Source organism: Kitasatospora sp. NPDC058115, assembly GCF_042884635.1.
Classification (GTDB): domain Bacteria; phylum Actinomycetota; class Actinomycetes; order Streptomycetales; family Streptomycetaceae; genus Kitasatospora.
On the sequence record NZ_JBHVTL010000004.1, the window covers coordinates 50,000 to 69,381 of the forward strand.

Consider the following 19,382-nt stretch of genomic DNA (forward strand, 5'->3'; position numbering starts at 1 on the left):
AACGGACGCCGTATGGAGGGCGTCAAGGGAGCCCTTGACGCTCCGTGAGGGCGGTTGGCTGGCCTTGCCGGCCCGCCGCCGGCGCCGCACCCCCCGCTCCGTCGCGGGCGACGCGGCCACCTCCGAGCCACCGTGGTGGAGCCATGTCCGATCTCATCTACGTCGCCGTCACGCTCGCCGTGTTCGGCGTCATCGCCCTGATCGCGCGGGGGGTGGAGAAGCTGTGAGCGCGGAGAACATCGCAGGTCTCATCGTGGCCGTCGCCCTCGTCGGCTATCTCGTCCTCGCGCTGATCCACCCGGAGAAGTTCTGACATGGGCTCGACTCTCGCGGGCTGGCTGCAGGTCCTCGCCCTGGTGGGCGCCCTGGCCCTGTGCTACCGCCCCCTGGGCGACTACATCGCCCGCATCCTCACCACCTCCCAGCACCTCAGAGCCGAGAAGGCGCTCTACCGGGTGATCGGCGTGGACGCCGACGCCGACCAGCGCTGGCCGGTCTACCTGCGCTCGGTGCTGGCCTTCTCGGCGGTCTCCGTCCTCTTCCTCTACGGCCTGATCCGCCTCCAGCAGTGGCTGCCGCTGAACCTCGGCGTCGAGCAGATGCCGGGCCACCAGGCCTGGAACACCGCGATCTCCTTCACGGCCAACACCAACTGGCAGTCCTACAGCGGCGAGGCCGCGATGGGGCACCTGGCCCAGATGGCCGGCCTCGCGGTGCAGAACTTCGTCTCCGCGGCCGTCGGCATCGCGGTCGTCGCCACGCTCATCCGCGGCTTCACCCGCAACCGCACCGACCGGGTCGGCAACTTCTGGGTCGACCTCACCCGGATCAGCGTGCGGCTGCTGCTGCCGGTCGCGGTCGTCTTCGCCCTCGTCCTGGTGGCGAGCGGCGTGGTGCAGAACTTCCACGGCTTCCACGAGGTCGCCACGCTGGCCGGCGACCCGCAGGCGATCCCGGGCGGGCCGGTGGCCTCCCAGGAGGTCATCAAGCTGCTGGGCACCAACGGCGGCGGCTTCTACAACGCCAACTCGGCGCACCCCTTCGAGAACCCGAGCGGCTTCTCCAACCTGGTCGAGGTCTTCCTCATCCTGCTGATCCCGTTCGCGCTGCCGCGCGCCTTCGGCCGGATGGTCGGCGACCACCGCCAGGGCTACGCGATCGTCTCCGTGATGGCGCTGTTCTGGATCGCCTCGACGGCGCTGATCACCCTCGCCGAGTCGCAGCACGCGGGCAGCGCCCTCCAGGCGGCCGGCGGGGCGATGGAGGGCAAGGAGCAGCGCTTCGGCATCGCGGCCAGCTCGATGTTCGCGGCGTCGACGACGCTGACCTCGACCGGCGCGGTGAACTCCTTCCACGACTCGTACACGCCGTTCGGCGGCGGGCTGACGATGTTCAACATGATGCTGGGCGAGATCGCGCCCGGCGGGGTGGGCTCGGGCCTCTACGGGATGCTGGTGCTGGCCGTCGTCGCGGTCTTCGTGGCCGGCCTGATGGTCGGACGCACCCCGGAGTACCTGGGCAAGAAGCTCGGCGGGCGGGAGATGAAGTTCGCCTCCCTCTACATCCTCACCACGCCGACGATCGTGCTGGTCGGCACGGGTGTGGCGATGGCGCTGCCGGGCGAGCGGGCCGGGATGCTCAACACCGGTGCGCACGGCTTCTCCGAGGTGCTGTACGCGTTCACCTCGGGCGCCAACAACAACGGCTCGGCGTTCGGCGGCATCACGGTCAACACCGACTGGTACGACACCGCGATCGGCCTGGCCATGGTGTTCGGCCGGTTCGTGCCGATGGTCTTCGTCCTCGCCCTGGCCGGCGCGCTCGCGCAGCAGCAGCCGGTCCCCGCCACCCCGGGCACCCTGCCCACCCACAAGCCGCTGTTCGTGGGCCTGCTGTCGGGCGTCGTCCTGATCGTCGTCGGCCTCACCTACTTCCCGGCCCTGGCCCTCGGGCCGATCGCGGAAGGTCTCTCCTGATGTCGTCCACCCTGACCGAAGAGTCCGAGCGGGCCGGTGCGCCGGCCCCGCAGCCGGAGCCGGCGTCCGCCGGGGCGCCGCACCGCGCGGCCGGCGGCCTGCTGGACCCGAAACTGCTCCTGTCCTCCCTGCCGGACGCGGTGAAGAAGCTCGACCCCCGGGTGATGGTCAAGAACCCGGTGATGTTCGTGGTCGAGGTCGGCTCGGTCGTCACCACCGTCGCGGCGGTGGCCGACCCGAGCGTGTTCGCCTGGGCGATCACGGTGTGGCTCTGGCTGACCACGGTCTTCGCCAACCTGGCCGAGGCCGTCGCCGAGGGCCGCGGCAAGGCGCAGGCCGACACCCTGCGCCGCACCAAGAGCGACACCATGGCGCGCCGCCTCACCGGCTGGCCGGCGTCGCGGGCCGAGGAGGAGGTGCCCGGCACCGCCCTGCGGCTGGGCGACCACGTGGTGGTCGAGGCCGGCCAGACCATCCCCGGCGACGGCGACGTCGTCGAGGGCGTCGCCTCGGTCGACGAGTCGGCGATCACCGGCGAGTCCGCGCCGGTGATCCGCGAGTCGGGCGGTGACCGCTCGGCGGTGACCGGAGGCACCAAGGTGCTGTCCGACCGGATCGTGGTGAAGATCTCCTCCGAGCCCGGCAAGACCTTCATCGACCGGATGATCGCGCTCGTCGAGGGCGCCGCCCGGCAGAAGACGCCCAACGAGATCGCGCTCAACATCCTGCTGGCCTCGCTGACCATCGTCTTCCTGGTCGCGGTCGTCACCCTGCAGCCGATGGCGAGCTACGCGGGCGCCCCGCAGTCGATGATCGTGCTGGTCGCGCTGATCGTGGCGCTGATCCCGACGACGATCGGCGCGCTGCTCTCGGCGATCGGCATCGCGGGCATGGACCGGCTGGTGCAGCGCAACGTGCTGGCGATGTCGGGCCGCGCCGTCGAGGCCGCCGGCGACGTCACCACCCTGCTGCTCGACAAGACCGGCACCATCACCCTCGGCAACCGCCAGGCCGCCGAGTTCCGGCCGGCCCGGGGCGTGCGCACCGAGGAACTCGCCGACGCCGCCCAGCTCTCCTCCCTCGCGGACGAGACGCCGGAGGGCCGCTCGATCGTGGTCCTCGCCAAGACGGCGTACGGCCTGCGGGCCCGCGCCCAGGGCGAGCTGGCCCACGCCACCTGGGTGCCGTTCACGGCGCAGACCCGGATGTCCGGGGTGGACCTCGACGAGCCGGAAGGGCTCCAGCAGGTCCGCAAGGGCGCGGCCGCGGCCGTCTCCGCCTGGGTCGACGGCAACGGCGGCACCGTCACCGACGAGGTCTCCGCCCTGGTCGACGGCATCTCCGCGGCCGGCGGCACCCCGCTGGTCGTCGCGGTCAGGAGCGGTGACGCGCCCGCACGGGTGCTCGGCGTCATCCACCTCAAGGACGTGGTCAAGGAGGGCATGCGGGAGCGGTTCGACGAGCTGCGCCGGATGGGCATCAGGACCGTCATGATCACCGGCGACAACCCGCTGACGGCCCGGGCGATCGCGGAGGAGGCCGGCGTCGACGACTTCCTCGCCGAGGCCACCCCCGAGGACAAGATGGCCCTGATCAAGAAGGAGCAGGCCGGCGGCAAGCTGGTCGCGATGACGGGCGACGGCACCAACGACGCCCCCGCCCTCGCCCAGGCCGACGTCGGGGTCGCGATGAACACCGGCACCATGGCGGCCAAGGAGGCCGGCAACATGGTCGACCTGGACTCCAACCCCACCAAGCTGATCGAGATCGTCGAGATCGGCAAGCAGCTCCTCATCACCCGCGGCGCGCTGACCACCTTCTCCATCGCCAACGACGTCGCGAAGTACTTCGCGATCATCCCGGCGATGTTCGCGGCCGTGTACCCGGGCCTGGACAAGCTGAACATCATGCACCTGCACAGCCCGCAGTCCGCGATCACCTCGGCCATCGTCTTCAACGCCCTGGTCATCGTCGGCCTCATCCCGCTGGCCCTGCGCGGCGTGCGCTACCGCCCCTCCGACGCCGGCTCCCTGCTGCGCCGCAACATCGGCCTCTACGGCTTCGGCGGCCTCGTCGTCCCGTTCGTCGGCATCAAACTGATCGACCTGGTCGTCCAGTTCATCCCCGGCCTCAACTAGCAAGAGAGGAGAGCGTTCCATGTCCAAGCCCCTGCCCACCGCCGTGCGCACCTGCCTCACCGCGCTGCGCGCCCTGCTGGTCCTGACGGTGCTCCTCGGCATCGCCTACCCGCTGCTGGTCACCGGCGTCGCCCAGGCCGTGTTCACCGATCGGGCCAACGGCTCGATCGTGAAGGTCGACGGCAAGGAGGCCGGCTCCGGCCTGCTCGGCCAGAACTTCGACCTCCCCAAGCAGAACCCCGACGACCCGGACGAGGCCCCCCGCCCCGACCCGAAGTGGTTCCAGCCGCGCCCCGGCGCCCACGACCCCAAGGCCTCCGGCGCTTCCAACCTCGGCCCCACCAGCGAGGACCTCACCAAGACCGTCGAGGAGCGCCGCCGGGCCGTCGCCGCCTTCGACGGCGTCGACCCGGCGAGCGTCCCGGCGGACGCCCTCACCGCCTCCGGCTCCGGCCTCGACCCGCACATCTCCACCGCCTACGCCGAGCAGCAGGCCGAACGGGTCGCCAAGGCCCGCGACCTGCCGGTGGACACCGTCCGCGAGCTGGTCGGGAAGTACACCGACGGCCGGTCCCTGGGCTTCCTCGGACAGCCCGGCGTCAACGTCCTCCTGCTCAACAAGGCACTGGCGGAGCGGAAGTGACACAAGCTCGGCCGAGCACCTGAGGCGGGCCGGTCCGGACCGGGGCGAGCGCCCCGCGCCCGGACCGGCCCGCCGTCCGTGTCCCCCTACCGACGCAGAACGAAAGAGCAGCGCCCATGGCCCGCGACCTCACCCCCGGCACCGGCCACCGACGCGGCCGGTTGAGGGTGTACCTCGGCTCCGCCCCCGGTGTCGGCAAGACCTACCGGATGCTGGACGAGGCCCGGCGCAGACGGGACCGCGGCGCGGACCTCGTCGTCGGCTGGATCGAGTGCCACGGCCGCCGGCACACCGAGGCCATGCTCGACGGCCTGGAGGTCCTGCCGCGCGCCCACCGCTCCTACCGGGACACCGACTTCGAGGAGATGGACCTCGACGCCGTGCTGGCCCGCCGGCCCGCCGTCGTCCTGGTCGACGAACTCGCCCACACCAACATCCCCGGCGGCCGCAACGCCAAGCGCTGGCAGGACGTCGAGGAACTGCTGGACGCCGGGATCGACGTCATCACCACCGTCAACGTCCAGCACCTGGAATCCCTGAACGACGTGGTCCGCAAGATCACCGGCATCCCGCAGCGCGAGACCGTCCCGGACGAGGTGGTCCGCCGGGCCGACCAGATCGAACTCGTCGACATGGCCCCCCAGGCGCTGCGCCGCCGGATGGCCCACGGCAACGTCTACCGGGCGGAGAAGGTGGACGCCGCGCTCTCCCACTACTTCCGGGTCGGCAACCTCGCCGCCCTGCGCGAACTCGCCCTGCTCTGGGTCGCCGGGCGGGTCGACGAGGGCCTGCACGACTACCGGGCCAGCCACGACATCGACCGGGTCTGGGAGACCCGCGAGCGCGTCGTGGTCGCCCTCACCGGCGGCCCCGAGGGCGAGACGCTGATCCGCCGCGCCGCCCGCATCTCGGACCGCACCGCGGGCGGCGACCTGCTCGCCGTCCACGTCACCCGCAGCGACGGCCTGGCCGGCGCCTCCTCCGGCACGCTCGCCCAGCAGCGGCAGCTGGTGGAGACCCTCGGCGGCAGCTACCACGTGGTCGTCGGCGACGACATCCCCACCGCGCTGCTCGCCTTCGCCCGCGCCCACGACGCCACCCAGCTCGTCCTCGGCACCAGCCGGCGCGGCCGCACCGCCCGCTTCCTCACCGGCCCGGGCATCGGCGAGACCACCGTGGACGCCTCCGAGGACATCGACGTCCACATGGTCACCCACGCCTTCACCGGCCGCGGCCGGCTGCCCGCCCTCGGCCGCCGCCACTCCCGGCGGCGCACCGTCGCCGGCTTCCTCGCCGGCCTGGTGGTGCCCTGGCTGCTGACCGCGCTGCTCTCGCAGGCCCACGGGAGCGTCAACCTCACCACCGACGCGCTGATCTTCCAGCTCGGCGTGGTCGCCGTCGCCCTGCTCGGCGGCGCCACCTCCGCGCTGGTGGCCTCGCTGGTCGCCTCGGTGCTGCTCAACTACTTCTTCATCCCGCCCGTCCACGACTTCACCATCGGCGAGACCAACAACATCATCGCCCTGGTGGTCTTCGCCGCCGTCGCGCTGACCGTCTCCACCGTGGTCGACCACGCCGCCCGGCTCACCGCCAGGGCCGCCCGGGCCACCGCCGAGGCCGAGACCCTCTCCACCCTGGCCGGCAGCGTGCTGCGCGGCGCCGACGCGCTGCCCGCCCTGCTGGAGAAGTCCCGCACCGCCTTCGGCATGCGGACCGTCGCCCTGCTGGAGCGCACCGGCGGTGACGTGCTGGCCTCCTGCGCCTCCCCCGACGGCGACGGGGACGGCGACGGCGACGGCGGCGGTGACGACGGCCGCGACGCCGGCGCGGGGGGCACGGGAGGCGGGGACGGCGACGGGACCGGACCCGGACAGGCCCTGGCCACCACCGAGGTCCCGGTCGGCGCCGACGCCGTCCTCGTCCTCACCGGCCGCCGGCTGCCCGCCGCCGACCAGCGCGTCCTCACCGCCTTCGCCGCGCACGTCGCCGCCGCCCTGGAACGCGACCGGCTCGCCGTGGTCGCCGCCGAGGTCGAACCGATCAAGGCCGCCGACCGGATGCGCACCGCCCTGCTCGCCGCCGTCAGCCACGACCTGCGCACCCCGCTCGCCGCCGCCCTCGCCTCGGTCGGCTCGCTGCGCAGCCCCGACGTCGAGTTCTCCCCCGAGGACCGCGCCGAACTCCTCGCCACCGCCGACGAGTCGCTCGTCAGACTCACCCGGCTGGTGGACAACCTGCTCGACATGAGCCGCCTCCAGGCCGGCGCCCTCACCCTCCACCTCGCCGAGACCCACCTCGACGAGATCCTGCCGCGCGCCCTCGACTCGCTCGCCGACCCCTACGCGCCCGTCCAGCCGCTCGACCTGGAGAGCGCGCCGCCCGTCCTCGCCGACCCGCCGCTGCTGGAGCGGGTGCTCGCCAACGTGATCACCAACGCGCTGCGGCACAACGCCCCCGGCGCGCCCGTGCTGGTCGCCGCCAGCCACCACGCCCAGCGGGTCGAACTACGGGTGATCGACCGCGGCCCCGGCATCGCCCCCGAGGACCGCGACCGGGTCTTCCTGCCGTTCCAGCGCCTCGGCGACACCGACAACACCCAGGGCGTCGGCCTCGGCCTCGCCCTCTCCCGCGGCCTGGCCGAGGCGATGGGCGGCAGCCTGGAGGTCGAGGACACCCCCGGCGGCGGCACCACCATGCTGCTCACCCTGCCCGCCGCGAAACCGCTGTCCGAGGGGGAGGCCCCCGCATGAGCGAGATCCTGGTCGTCGACGACGAGCCCGCGCTGCTGCGCACCCTGCGGATCAACCTGGGCGCCCGGCAGTACGCCGTGCGCACCGCCGCCACCGGCGGCGAGGCCCTGGACCGCGCCGCGCGCAGCAGCCCCGACGCCGTCCTGCTCGACCTCGGCCTGCCCGACCTGGACGGCATGGAGGTCCTGCGCGGCCTGCGCCGCCGCAGCGCGGTGCCGATCATCGTGCTGTCCGGCCGCTGCGGCGCCGCCGACAAGGTCGACGCGCTGGACGCGGGGGCCGACGACTACCTCACCAAGCCCTTCCTGATGGAGGAACTGCTGGCCCGGCTGAGGGCCGTGCTGCGCCGCCCGCCGTTCGCCGGCCCGGCGGCGCCCGCGCCGGTGATCGGCGACCACACGGTGGACCTCGCCGCCACCACCGTGACCGGTCCCGGCGGGCCGGTGCGGCTCACCCCGACCGAGTGGCGGATCCTCGCCCTGCTGCTGGCCAACCCGGGCCGGCTGGTGCCCGGGCGGCAGATCCTGCGCGAGGTCTGGGGGCCGGCCCAGGAGCGGCGCGGCAACTACCTGCGGGTCTACCTGGCCGGACTGCGCCGCAAGCTGGAGCGCGATCCGGCCCGGCCGCGCCACCTGATCACCGAGCCGGGGATCGGCTACCGCTACGAGCCCTGAGGGTCCCGGGCGTCAACGAGCCGTCAGGAGCGGCCGCCCCGGCGACAACGGGGCGTCAAGGGCCGCCGGAAGCGCCCGTTCGCGGGCGTAGCGTCAGTGGTGAGGAGGCGGCGTCCCGCTCCGTGTGGGGGATGCCGGGGCGCCGCTCCGCCGCTCCGCCGCTGCGGCGGCCGAGGGTGGGGGAGGGGCGCGCGGTACCGATGCCGCGCGCCCCGATCACTCGTTCGGCCCGCGTCCGTCCGTGCCGTCCGACTGCCGGGGGAGCGCCAGCGCCACCGTGTCGGCGAACTCGCGCACCGCGCTGGTCCGGCTGACCACCCGTCCGCTGTGCACCACCAGCCGGCTGTGCCCGCCCGCCAGCGCCCCGGCCAGGCTGTCCCCGCGCACCGCCAGCAACTCGGCCGGGAAACCGGCGTCCACCCGCACCGGCGGCAGCCCGAGTGCCAGCCGCGCCTGGTTGGACACCGCGTCGTACGCGCCCTCGACGTCCAGCACGCCGCCCGCCGCCAGCAGGTACGCGGCCTCCAGTGGGTCGGCCCGCCCGACCGGGTTGGCGCCGTCCCGCAGCGATCCGCTGCCGGCCACCAGCGGCACCCGGGCCTTCACCAGCTCGAGCAGCAGTGCCGCCCGCGGCCCGGGGGCCGGGCCGGGCCCCAGCCCCTCCAGCCCCGCGCAGCCGCCGTTCTGCGGCAGGCAGACCACCCGGACCCCGGCATTGGCCAGCACCGTCGAGGCGCCCGGCGCGAGCGAGCCGCAGGGCCCGAGCACCACCCGGGGCCGCAGCGGCGCGAGCGCGCCGGCCAGCCGGGCCAGCCGGCCCGGGTCGGCGGCGGTGGTGTGCAGGTCCACCGGGCAGTCCGCCTCCCGGGCGGCCTCCAGCAGCAGCTGGACGTAGCCCGCCGGGTCCGGGTCCAGTTCGGGGCAGCCGCCGGCCGCGGTGGCGCCGAGCTTGAGCGCCTCCCGCAGCTGGGCCCGGCCGTCCGCCCCGGCCCGGCCGGTGAGCAGCCGGGGCATCGCCACCGCCTGCAGCTCGGCGAGGCCGCGCAGCGCCTGCTGGGCGGTGAGCACCGCCTCCAGCCGGCGCAGTCCGTGCACGTCGCCGATCCGGACGTGGGTGCGCTGGGCGGTCGCGCCGTAGCCGAGCGAGGTCAGCGCGGCCTCGGTGACCCGCCGGGTGAGGTCGGTGGACGTCTCCGGCGGCGGTGCGGGCAGCGCGGCGGAGAAGGCGACGTCGTAGTGCGCGTGGGCCTCGGCCGGGGCCGGCAGCAGCAGGTAGCCGCGCAGGTCGATCCGGGCCCCGGTGGTGACGGTGGGGGCGCCGGGCAGGGCGGGCAGCGGGCCGAGTCCGCCGGCGGTGCCGACCGCCTGGATCCGGTCCCCGCTGATCCGCACGTCCACCACCCGGCCGTCCGCCAGCCTGGCCCCGGTGAGCAGCAGGACGGGTCCGTGCCCGAGCGGGTTGGCGGCCGGTCCGGATCCGGGCTGCGGTCCGTCGGCGGCTGCGCTGTCCATCGCCCGGCTCCTTCTCGCGTCCGGCTCCTGCTGGCGTCAATGAGCGCCGAGCCTACGGGGGGAGGCCCCGGGGTGCCGGGAGGCGGGCAATAGTCGTATCGGGTCGGGCCGCGGCCGCGGGGGCCGGTCGAACGCCCGGCCTTCGATCGACCGGCCGTGCGCGCCGCGGACCTGCGGACTTCGCCGCCGGATACGGATTTCACCTCTGGGCGCGGAACGTGTAATCTCTTCCTCGTTCGCCCCTATAGCTCAGTCGGTAGAGCGTCTCCATGGTAAGGAGAAGGTCTGCGGTTCGATTCCGCATGGGGGCTCTGGTGAGAAGGAGTCGGCTTCGGCCGTGCTCCGGATCACTGTGGCGGTGTAGCTCAGTTGGTAGAGCAAGCGGCTCATAATCGCTGTGTCACCGGTTCAAGTCCGGTCACCGCTACCCCGCGTAGTCGGTCGGGAGATCGCACTCCCGGTCGGCTACTCTTGTCTGTGTTCTCATTCATTGTCCAAGGAAGGCACTCCCGTGGCTGCCACCGACGTCCGCCCGAAGATCACGCTGGCCTGCGTGGAGTGCAAGGAGCGGAACTACATCACCAAGAAGAACCGGCGTAACGACCCGGACCGTCTTGAGATGAAGAAGCACTGCCCCCGCTGCAACTCGCACACCGCGCACCGCGAGACCCGCTGACCCTGTCGCAGGGCGCCGGGCCTGTGTGAATTCAGGTCTACGACTCCGGGCCGCATCCCTCACTGGGTTGCGGCCCGGAGTTTTTTCGTTTGTCCACCGCGTTTCCGAGGAGCTCCGCCGATGGCACTCGACCCCTCCTTCATCGGGCGGACGTATCCGCCCACCGAACCGTACGAGGTCGGCCGCGAGAAGATCCGTGAGTTCGCCGTCGCCGTGGGGGACGCCAACCCCGCGTACACCGACCCCGAGGCGGCCAAGGCGTTCGGTCACCCGGACGTGATCGCCCCGCCGACCTTCCCGATCGTGCTCAGCATGCGGGCCTCCGCCCAGGTCGTCCAGGACCCGGAGCTCGGCCTCGACTACAGCCGGGTGGTGCACGGCGACCAGAAGTTCGCCTACACCCGCCCGGTGCGGGCCGGTGACCGGCTGACCGTCACCGTCACCGTGGACAACATCAAGTCGCTGGCCGGCAACGACGTGCTCACCGTGCGCGGCGAGATCGCGGACGAGTCCGGCGAGCACGTGGTGACGTCCGTCATGACCCTGGTGGCCCGGGCCGCCGACGAGAAGACGGGGGAGTGAGCCCGATGACGGTCCGCTACGACGAGGTGGAGGCCGGCACCGAGCTGCCGGCGCAGTCCTTCCCGGTGACCCGCGCCACCCTGGTGCAGTACGCGGGGGCCTCCGGCGACTTCAACCCGATCCACTGGAACGAGAAGTTCGCCCTGGAGGTCGGCCTGCCCGACGTCATCGCGCACGGCATGTTCACCATGGCCGAGGCGGTCCGGGTGGTGACCGACTGGGTCGGCGACCCGGCCGCGGTGGTCGAGTACGGCGTCCGGTTCACCCGTCCGGTGCCGGTGCCCAACGACGGCGTCGGCTCGGTGATCGAGGTCACCGGCAAGGTCGCCAAGCTGCTCGACGACAACCGGGTCCAGGTGGACCTGGTCGCGACCTACGCGGGCCAGAAGGTGCTCGGCATGTCCCGGGCGGTCGTCCGGCTGGCCTGAGCGCGCCCCGGCCCGGGCGGGGCCGCGGACCCGGCCCCCGTACGCTGGGGGGCGTGCTGGAAGAACTCGACGCCCCCCTCGCCCCGCTGACCACCCTGCGGCTCGGCGGCCCGGCCCGCCGCCTGGTGACCGCGCACACCGACGACGAGGTGATCGCCGCAGTCCGCGCAGCGGACGCGGCGGGGGAGCCGCTGCTGGTGATCGGCGGCGGCTCCAACCTGGTGATCGGCGACGCCGGCTTCCCCGGCACCGTGCTGCGGATCGCCACCACCGGTTTCGACCTGGACGGCACCGCGCTGGAGCTGGCGGCCGGTGAGGTGTGGGCCGACGCGGTGGCCCGCACCGTCGACGCGGGCCTGGCCGGCATCGAGTTCCTGGCCGGCATCCCCGGCTCGGCCGGTGCCACCCCGGTGCAGAACGTCGGCGCCTACGGCCAGGAGGTCGCCCGGACGGTCACCGAGGTGGTCGCCTACGACCGCCGCTCCGGCACGACCGTCACCCTCGGCAACGAGGCCTGCGCCTTCTCCTACCGGCACAGCCGCTTCAAGGCGGAGCCGGACCGCTACGTGGTGCTGCGGGTCCGCTTCGCGCTGGAGGACGCCGGCGGGCGTTCCACCCCGGTCCGCTACGCCGAGGTCGCCAAGCACTTCGGGGTGGCCCAGGACGAACGGGTCGGCCTGCGCGAGGCGCACGACGCGGTGCTCGGCCTGCGGGCCGGCAAGGGCATGGTGCTGGACGCCGCGGACCACGACACCTGGTCGGCCGGCTCCTTCTTCACCAACCCGGTGCTGAGCGCCGAGCAGTACGCCGCCTTCCTGGCGGTGGCCGCCGGCCGCGAGCTGACCGCCCCCGCCTACCCGGCGCCGGACGGGTGCACCAAGACCTCGGCCGCCTGGCTGATCGACAAGGCCGGGTTCGGCAAGGGCTACGGCAGCGGCCCGGCGACCCTCTCCACGAAGCACACCCTGGCGCTCACCAACCGCGGCGCCGCCACCACCGAGGACCTGCTCGCGCTGGCCCGGGAGATCCGGGACGGCGTGCGGGCGGCCTTCGGGGTGGAGCTGGTCAACGAGCCGGTGCTGGTGGGCGTCCGCCTCTAGGCGCGCCGCGGGGCGCGTCCCGGCCCCGTGGCCGGCGGCTCAGGCGGTCAGCCAGGCGTCGATGTCGGCCAGCAGTTCCTTCCGCACGCTCTCGGGCGCGCACGAGCCGCGCACCGACTGGCGGGCCAGCTCGGCCAGCTCCTGGTCGGAGAAGCCCAGCACGTCACGGGTCAGGTCGTACTGGGCGGCGAGCCGGGTGCCGAACAGCAGCGGGTCGTCGGCGCCGAGCGCGAGCGGCACCCCGGCGTCGAACAGCCGTCGCAGCGGGACCTGCTCGGCGTGCTCGTAGACGCCGAGCGAGACGTTGGAGGACGGGCAGACCTCGCAGGTGATCTGACGGTCGGCCAGCCGCTGCATCAGCCGCTCGTCCTCGGCCGCCCGCACACCGTGGCCGATCCGGCCGGCGCCGAGGTCGTCCAGGCAGTCCCGGACGGACTCCGGGCCGGCCAGCTCGCCGCCGTGCGGGGCGGCCAGCAGCCCGCCCTTGCGGGCGATGTCGAAGGCCCGGTCGAAGTCGCGGGCCAGGCCGCGCCGCTCGTCGTTGGAGAGGCCGAAGCCGACCACGCCCCGGTCGGCGTACCGGACGGCGAGCCGGGCCAGGGTCCGGGCGTCCATCGGGGACTTCATCCGATTGGCGGCGACCAGGACCCGGATGCCGACCCCGGTGGCCGCGGCGGCGTCGTCCACCGCGTCCAGGATCAGTTCCAGGGCGGGGATCAGACCGCCCAGCCGGGGCGCGTAGGAGGTCGGGTCGACCTGGATCTCCAGCCAGCGGGAACCGTCCCGCCGCTCGTCCTCGGCGGTCTCGCGGACCAGCCGGCGGATGTCGCTCTCGTCGCGCAGGCAGGAGCGCGCGGTGTCGTAGAGGCGCTGGAAGCGGAACCAGCCGCGTTCGTCGGTGGCCCGCAGCTCGGGCGGCTCGCCGGAGCTGAGCGCCTCCGGCAGCCGGACCCCGTGCTTGTCGGCCAGTTCGAGCAGGGTGGCCGGGCGCATCGAGCCGGTGAAGTGCAGGTGCAGGTGGGCCTTCGGGAGGTCCCTGACGTCTCGCGGGTTCAGCAGGCGTTCCATTCACGAATCCTGCCGTATCGGGGGGTGCTACGGGAACCGCCCTCCTCCCGTCCCCCGAAGGGGTGGAAAGAGGGCGGTCCGGTCAACCGTGGCTTGACGACCTCAGTCGCGGGCCTCCGCCAGCAGCTTCTGGATGCGGCCGACGCCCTCGGCGAGGTCGGCGTCGCCCAGCGCGTAGGAGAGCCGCAGGTAGCCGGGGGTGCCGAAGGCCTCGCCGGGGACGACCGCGACCTCGGCCTCGTCCAGGATCAGCGAGGCCAGCTCGGCGGAGGTCTGCGGGCGCTTGCCGCGGATCTCCTTGCCGAGCAGGGCCTTGACGGACGGGTAGACGTAGAACGCGCCCTCGGGCTCGGGGCAGACCACGCCGTCGATCTCGTTGAGCATCTTCACGATGGTGCGGCGGCGCCGGTCGAAGGCGGTGCGCATCTCGTGGACGGCGGAGAGGTCGCCGGAGACGGCGGCCAGGGCGGCGCGCTGGGCGACGTTGGAGACGTTGGAGGTGGCGTGCGACTGCAGGTTGGTCGCGGCCTTGATCACGTCCTTGGGGCCGATCACCCAGCCCACCCGCCAGCCGGTCATCGCGTAGGTCTTGGCGACGCCGTTGACCACGACGGTCTTGTCGGCCAGCTCGGGCAGCAGGGCCGGCAGCGAGGTGAACTCCGCGTCGCCGTAGACCAGGTGCTCGTAGATCTCGTCGGTGAGCACCCACAGGCCGTGCTCCAGCGCCCAGCGGCCGATCGCCTCGGCCTCGGCCCGGGTGTAGACCGCGCCGGTCGGGTTGGACGGCGAGACGAAGAGGACCACCTTGGTGTTCTCGGTGCGGGCGGCCTCCAGCTGCTCGACCGAGACCTTGTAGCCGGTGGTCTCGTCGGTCACGACCTCCACCGGCACGCCGCCGGCCAGCTGGATCGACTCCGGGTAGGTGGTCCAGTACGGCGCCGGGACGATGACCTCGTCGCCCGGGTCGAGGATCGCCGCGAACGCCTCGTAGATCGCCTGCTTGCCGCCGTTGGTCACCAGGACCTGCGAGGCGTCCACCGCGTAGCCGGAGTCGCGCAGGGTCTTGGCCGCGATCGCCTCCTTCAGCTCCGGCAGGCCGCCGGCCGGGGTGTAGCGGTGGTTCTTCGGGTCGCGGCAGGCGTCGACGGCCGTCTCGACGATGTAGTCCGGGGTGGGGAAGTCCGGCTCGCCGGCGCCGAAGCCGATGACCGGACGGCCGGCCGCCTTGAGGGCCTTGGCCTTGGCGTCCACGGCGAGGGTGGCGGACTCGGCGATCGCGCCGATCCGGGCCGAGACGCGGCGGTCGGCGGGGCGGACGGAACTGTCGGGCTGCGGGGTGGAAGCGCTCATGCCTGCATGGTCGCAGACCGCACACGGGCCGGGCATGGCGGTTTCACCATATGTACGGGGCCGTCCACATGGCGGCCCGGCGCGGCCCGGGCCACGACCGGAAAAGAAGAGGTTCGACCAAACGCCCTCCGACCACGTACACTCACTGCTCGACGGCCACCGAACGAACCGGAGCCTCCGCCGCCGTACAGAACCTGTACGGAGATCGACGGAAGATGCGGTAGGTTGGTGGTCGCTACTGGGGCCGCGAGGTTCCGTAGGGCAATAGCTCAATTGGTAGAGCACCGGTCTCCAAAACCGGCGGTTGGGGGTTCAAGTCCCTCTTGCCCTGCTGCTTGATCCGTATTCAGCCCGTTCGCTCCACAGAGCGAGCGGGCTTGATGCGGAGAGGGCGCCGATCAGCACCGTTAGCCGGCCGCTCGTGCCTTTTCGGGGTACGCAGTCGACGCTCGGCAGGACCCGGATTCAGGTGAGGACGAGTGACGGAGACCACGGGCTCCACCGCAACGCCTGAGAGCGGCAACCCCGAGGGGACCGACGGCGCTGCCGAGACCACGCCCGCGGAGGGCGAGTCGCGTCGCAAGCGCTCTGGCGACAAGAAGTCCGGCAAGCGGGCCAAGAAGGGCGCGTTCGCCCGCCTCGCCCTCTTCTACCGGCAGATCATCGCCGAACTGCGCAAGGTCGTCTGGCCGACCCGCAACCAGCTGGTGAGCTACACCACCGTGGTGGTCGTGTTCGTCGTGATCGTGATGGCCTTCGTGTCCGGTCTCGACTACGGCTTCTCCAAGGCGGCCCTCTGGATCTTCGGCTGACGCAGCCGTTCACCTTCGAAACAGCTTCCCCGACCCGGGCCGTTCCTCGGCCCGGGTCGAGCTGTCTGCGTCGGCGGGACGAGGCCGCTACCGTTGACTCGGTACTGTTGAAGTCTCCGAGGCGAACTTCCGGCGACCGCGTGAGCGGAGCGTCGCCGGTCCGTCGCGGAGCGCGCCACCTTCACCATCTCCAGGAAAGAAGCAGCCACCGTGTCTGAGTCCCCCCTGTACGACGCCGACGAGACCGTCCGCGAGGCGGATGTCGCCGCCGAGGACGCGGCCGAGCTGGCTGACGACGTCGAGACCGACGAGCAGCAGATCGTGGACGCCGTCGACGCCGACGAGGACGAGGCCGAGGCGGCCGACGAGGCCGCGGCCGGGGAGTCGGCCGAGGAGGCCGCGCTGCACGTGGAGTCCGACGAGGACGAGACCGAGGGCGAGACCGAGGGCGAGACCGAGGAGGCGGCCGAGGCCGTCGCCGAGGAGGAGGCCGCCGCCGAGCCGGCCGAGGAGGTCGACCCGGTCGCCAAGTTCCGCGAGGACCTGCGGTTCATGCCGGGCGAGTGGTACGTGATCCACACCTACGCCGGCTACGAGAACCGGGTGAAGCAGAACCTGGAGCAGCGCGCCGTCTCCCTCAACGTCGAGGAGTACATCTTCCAGGCCGAGGTGCCGCAGGAGGAGGTCGTCCAGATCAAGAACGGCGACCGCAAGACCATCCGCCAGAACAAGCTCCCCGGCTACGTCCTGGTGCGCATGGACCTCACCCCCGAGTCCTGGGGCGTCGTGCGCAACACCCCCGGTGTCACCGGCTTCGTCGGCAACGCCTACGACCCGTACCCGCTGACCCTGGACGAGGTCGTCAAGATGCTCGCCCCCGACGTGGAGCGCCAGGCCGCGAAGGAGGCCGGCAAGGCCTCCCCGGTCCGCCCGGTCGAGGTCCAGGTGCTCGACTTCGAGGTCGGCGACTCGGTCACCGTCACCGACGGTCCGTTCGCGACCCTGCAGGCGACCATCAACGAGATCAACCCCGACTCGAAGAAGGTCAAGGGCCTGGTCGAGATCTTCGGCCGGGAGACCCCGGTCGAGCTCTCCTTCGACCAGATCCAGAAGAACTAGTCCCACGGTCTTCGGATTCGGGGCGGGGCCGTGGGCCCCGCCCCGAATCCGTTTTGGTCCAGCGACGCCGAGGCGTTAGCCTGGTCCGATGTGTGTGCTGGCGACCGGGTGTCGCCCCGGTTCGGCGCACACCAGCAATCACCTCTCGGAAGGACCCGGAGAGACATGCCTCCCAAGAAGAAGAAGGTCACGGGGCTTATCAAGCTCCAGATCAACGCCGGTGCGGCCAACCCGGCTCCGCCGGTCGGCCCCGCGCTGGGTCAGCACGGCGTCAACATCATGGAGTTCTGCAAGGCCTACAACGCCGCGACCGAGTCGCAGCGCGGCATGATCGTGCCGGTGGAGATCACGGTCTACGAGGACCGTTCCTTCACCTTCATCACGAAGACGCCGCCGGCCGCGCGCCTCATCCTGAAGGCCGCCGGTATCGAGAAGGGCTCCAGCGAGCCGCACAAGACCAAGGTCGCGAAGCTCACCAGCGCCCAGGTCCGCGAGATCGCCACCACCAAGATGCCCGACCTGAACGCCAACGACCTGGACGCCGCGGAGAAGATCATCGCCGGCACCGCCCGGTCGATGGGCATCACCGTCGAGGGCTGATCACCCCTTCTCGTCCCCCGTGGTAGGGCCTGCGCTGGCCCGTGAATACCACAACTCCCATCACCATTCAGGAGCAGCTATGAAGCGCAGCAAGGCCCTGAAGGCCGCGGACGCCCAGGTCGACCGCGAGCGCCTTTACGCCCCCCTTGAGGCCGTCCGCCTCGCCAAGGCGACCAGCACCAGCAAGTTCGACGGCACCGTCGAGGTCGCCATGCGTCTGGGTGTCGACCCGCGCAAGGCCGACCAGATGGTCCGCAGCACCGTGATCCTCCCGCACGGCACCGGTAAGACCGCTCGGGTCCTGGTCTTCGCGACCGGCGAGCGTGCCGAGGCCGCGCGTGCTGCGGGTGCCGACATCGTCGGTGCCGACGAGCTCATCGACGAGGTCGCCAAGGGCAAGCTGGACTTCGACGCCGTCGTCGCCACCCCGGACCTCATGGGCAAGGTCGGCCGCCTCGGCCGCGTGCTCGGTCCCCGTGGCCTGATGCCGAACCCGAAGACCGGCACCGTCACCCCCGATGTCGCCAAGGCTGTCAACGACATCAAGGGCGGCAAGATCGAGTTCCGCGTCGACAAGCACTCGAACCTCCACTTCATCATCGGTAAGGCCTCCTTCACCGACGAGCAGCTGGTCGAGAACTACGCCGCCGCGCTGGACGAGGTGCTCCGCGCCAAGCCGTCCGCCGCCAAGGGCCGCTACATCAAGAAGACCGCGTTCTCGACCACCATGGGCCCCGGCATCCAGGTGGACCCGAACCGCACCCGCAACCTCCTCGTCGAGGAGGACCCGGCCGCGGTCTGATCGCAGTCGTCGTCCGTACGGCGGGCCCGTACCCCCTTCGCCGGGGGTGCGGGCCCGCCGTCGTTTCCCGATCGATACCCCCGGCGGGGCGAACGGCCGCCCGGTCCGTCGTACGCTCGCCCGGTCCGCCCGCGTGCCCCCGCCCAGGGGCCGCCGCCGTCCGAACCGCCGGAGAGTGTGCCGTGCCCGCCGTCCGCCCCGCCGCCAAGGGAGCGGCCCTGCTGCTGCTCGCCGCCGGCCTGACCGCGTGCAGTGTGCTCGCCGTGTCCGGCGACCGCACCCCGATCAGCGACCGGCCCACCGTGCGCCCGCCCCGGCAGGTGCTGCTGTCCGCCTCCCAGCGGCTGGACGACGCGGGCGGGGCCCGGGTCCGGGTGGTCCGGGAGGGGCCGGCCGGGCGGCGCGGCGCCGACGGGACGCTCTCCTGGGGCGCCAGCGACTCGGCCGAGCTGACCGTCACCGACGAGCTGGGCACCGGGCGGCTGCACGGTCAGGACGGCGCGCTGGAGCTCGGCTACCCCGGAGCGGCGCCCAGGACGGCGGACCGGTCCAGGGCGGAGTCGCTGGACCCGGCGGCGGCCGGGGCGGCCGGCTGGGCCGGTGGCTGGATCACCGACCTGCTGTCCAACCCGGGCGGGCCGGCGCACACGATGGCGCTGGCCGGCCGGCTCACCCCGCTCGGCGGCGAGGAGCTGAACGGCGGGACGGTCGCGCACTACCGGGGCACCGCATCGGTGGCGGACTACTTCGGCGCCGACGAGGGGCTGAGCCCGGCGCGGCTGACCGAGGTGCTGGGCTACTACGAGCGGAACGGGGTGGAGACGCTCGACTACGAGTTCTGGGTGGCGCCCGGGGACCGGCTGCTGCGGGTGCGGTCCACCGTCCGCGGCACGACCGGCGCGGTGGTGACCACCACGGACATCACCGAGGGCGCCGAGCCCGCGGCCGAGCCGTCCGCGGAGCCGCCCCCCGCCGCCGAGCCGTCCGGCGCGCCCTCGGCGGTCCCCTCCGCCGCCCGCACGCCGTAGGGGGCGGCCGTGCGGCCGAGTGGCGGGGGGTGCCATCGGGCCGGAGGAGGCCGGGTGGCAAGGTGGGCAGGAGCGGACGCCGCGGCTCGTGCGGGCGTCCGGCCGGATCAGTGGCACTTCTTCG

General features: G+C 72.8%; 18 protein-coding genes and 3 tRNA genes. 18 read left to right on the forward strand and 3 right to left on the reverse strand.

What is annotated here, in order from left to right; all coding sequences use genetic code 11:
- Positions 1-223: 223 nt before the first annotated feature.
- The 6 genes from kdpF (at position 224) to ACFVVL_RS05300 (ending at position 8,181) form a co-directional block, all read left to right on the forward strand.
- Positions 224-313, forward strand: coding sequence for a K(+)-transporting ATPase subunit F (gene kdpF / locus ACFVVL_RS05275; protein WP_380249463.1), 90 nt, complete (start codon positions 224-226; stop codon positions 311-313).
- Between the two features lies 1 nt (position 314).
- Positions 315-1,976 (forward strand): potassium-transporting ATPase subunit KdpA, encoded by a 1,662-nt coding sequence (kdpA, locus tag ACFVVL_RS05280; protein WP_387671490.1) that lies wholly within the window; start codon positions 315-317, stop codon positions 1,974-1,976.
- Positions 1,976-4,114 (forward strand): potassium-transporting ATPase subunit KdpB, encoded by a 2,139-nt coding sequence (gene kdpB, locus ACFVVL_RS05285; protein WP_387671492.1) that lies wholly within the window; start codon positions 1,976-1,978, stop codon positions 4,112-4,114. Before kdpA ends, kdpB begins: the two co-directional genes overlap by 1 nt.
- A 19-nt stretch (positions 4,115-4,133) precedes the next feature.
- A complete protein-coding gene (gene kdpC / locus ACFVVL_RS05290) occupies positions 4,134-4,757 on the forward strand; it encodes a potassium-transporting ATPase subunit KdpC (RefSeq protein ID WP_387671493.1) in 624 nt (207 codons plus the stop codon).
- Between the two features lie 116 nt (positions 4,758-4,873).
- Positions 4,874-7,507 carry an ATP-binding protein gene (locus tag ACFVVL_RS05295; RefSeq protein ID WP_387671495.1) on the forward strand — a complete coding sequence of 878 codons (2,634 nt, stop codon included), beginning with the start codon at positions 4,874-4,876 and terminating at the stop codon, positions 7,505-7,507.
- Positions 7,504-8,181: a response regulator gene (locus ACFVVL_RS05300; RefSeq protein WP_380289401.1), complete on the forward strand. Its 678-nt coding sequence runs from the start codon at positions 7,504-7,506 to the stop codon at positions 8,179-8,181. The genes ACFVVL_RS05295 and ACFVVL_RS05300 overlap by 4 nt, the downstream gene beginning before the upstream one ends.
- A 216-nt stretch (positions 8,182-8,397) precedes the next feature.
- Here ACFVVL_RS05300 and ACFVVL_RS05305 read toward each other — a convergent pair whose 3' ends face one another.
- Positions 8,398-9,693, reverse strand: coding sequence for a hydrolase (locus ACFVVL_RS05305; protein WP_387671498.1), 1,296 nt, complete (start codon positions 9,691-9,693; stop codon positions 8,398-8,400).
- A gap of 238 nt (positions 9,694-9,931) precedes the next feature.
- Between ACFVVL_RS05305 and ACFVVL_RS05310 the strand changes: the two genes are divergently transcribed.
- From ACFVVL_RS05310 to ACFVVL_RS05335, 6 genes are all read left to right on the forward strand, one after another.
- Positions 9,932-10,004, forward strand: a tRNA-Thr gene (locus ACFVVL_RS05310).
- A 43-nt stretch (positions 10,005-10,047) separates the two neighbouring features.
- Positions 10,048-10,120 (forward strand) — tRNA-Met (locus tag ACFVVL_RS05315).
- A gap of 84 nt (positions 10,121-10,204) precedes the next feature.
- Positions 10,205-10,369 carry a 50S ribosomal protein L33 gene (gene rpmG / locus ACFVVL_RS05320; protein WP_006604855.1) on the forward strand — a complete coding sequence of 55 codons (165 nt, stop codon included), beginning with the start codon at positions 10,205-10,207 and terminating at the stop codon, positions 10,367-10,369.
- Between the two features lie 120 nt (positions 10,370-10,489).
- Complete coding sequence (locus ACFVVL_RS05325; RefSeq protein WP_380289403.1) at positions 10,490-10,951, forward strand: MaoC family dehydratase N-terminal domain-containing protein; 462 nt, start codon at positions 10,490-10,492, stop codon at positions 10,949-10,951.
- Between the two features lie 5 nt (positions 10,952-10,956).
- Complete coding sequence (locus tag ACFVVL_RS05330; RefSeq protein WP_380289455.1) at positions 10,957-11,379, forward strand: MaoC family dehydratase; 423 nt, start codon at positions 10,957-10,959, stop codon at positions 11,377-11,379.
- Between the two features lie 53 nt (positions 11,380-11,432).
- A complete protein-coding gene (locus ACFVVL_RS05335; RefSeq protein WP_387671500.1) occupies positions 11,433-12,479 on the forward strand; it encodes a UDP-N-acetylmuramate dehydrogenase in 1,047 nt (348 codons plus the stop codon).
- Positions 12,480-12,518: 39 nt separating this feature from the next.
- On the opposite strand, the gene ACFVVL_RS05340 is transcribed toward ACFVVL_RS05335, so the two are convergent.
- Positions 12,519-13,547 (reverse strand): adenosine deaminase, encoded by a 1,029-nt coding sequence (locus tag ACFVVL_RS05340; RefSeq protein WP_380289405.1) that lies wholly within the window; start codon positions 13,545-13,547, stop codon positions 12,519-12,521.
- Positions 13,548-13,649: 102 nt separating this feature from the next.
- Positions 13,650-14,897 carry a pyridoxal phosphate-dependent aminotransferase gene (locus ACFVVL_RS05345; RefSeq protein ID WP_380289406.1) on the reverse strand — a complete coding sequence of 416 codons (1,248 nt, stop codon included), beginning with the start codon at positions 14,895-14,897 and terminating at the stop codon, positions 13,650-13,652.
- A gap of 258 nt (positions 14,898-15,155) precedes the next feature.
- Between ACFVVL_RS05345 and ACFVVL_RS05350 the strand changes: the two genes are divergently transcribed.
- The 6 genes from ACFVVL_RS05350 to ACFVVL_RS05375 all read left to right on the forward strand — a co-directional run bounded on the left by ACFVVL_RS05350 (position 15,156) and on the right by ACFVVL_RS05375 (position 19,258).
- Positions 15,156-15,228 (forward strand) — tRNA-Trp (locus ACFVVL_RS05350).
- Positions 15,229-15,376: 148 nt separating this feature from the next.
- Positions 15,377-15,709 (forward strand): preprotein translocase subunit SecE, encoded by a 333-nt coding sequence (gene secE, locus ACFVVL_RS05355; RefSeq protein ID WP_380289407.1) that lies wholly within the window; start codon positions 15,377-15,379, stop codon positions 15,707-15,709.
- A 210-nt stretch (positions 15,710-15,919) separates the two neighbouring features.
- Complete coding sequence (gene nusG / locus ACFVVL_RS05360) at positions 15,920-16,828, forward strand: transcription termination/antitermination protein NusG (RefSeq protein ID WP_387671503.1); 909 nt, start codon at positions 15,920-15,922, stop codon at positions 16,826-16,828.
- Between the two features lie 165 nt (positions 16,829-16,993).
- Positions 16,994-17,428: a 50S ribosomal protein L11 gene (rplK, locus tag ACFVVL_RS05365; protein ID WP_224278191.1), complete on the forward strand. Its 435-nt coding sequence runs from the start codon at positions 16,994-16,996 to the stop codon at positions 17,426-17,428.
- A 79-nt stretch (positions 17,429-17,507) separates the two neighbouring features.
- Positions 17,508-18,230, forward strand: coding sequence for a 50S ribosomal protein L1 (gene rplA, locus ACFVVL_RS05370; RefSeq protein ID WP_350542338.1), 723 nt, complete (start codon positions 17,508-17,510; stop codon positions 18,228-18,230).
- Positions 18,231-18,412: 182 nt separating this feature from the next.
- Positions 18,413-19,258: a hypothetical protein gene (locus ACFVVL_RS05375; RefSeq protein WP_387671506.1), complete on the forward strand. Its 846-nt coding sequence runs from the start codon at positions 18,413-18,415 to the stop codon at positions 19,256-19,258.
- The last annotated feature ends 124 nt before the right edge of the window (positions 19,259-19,382 follow it).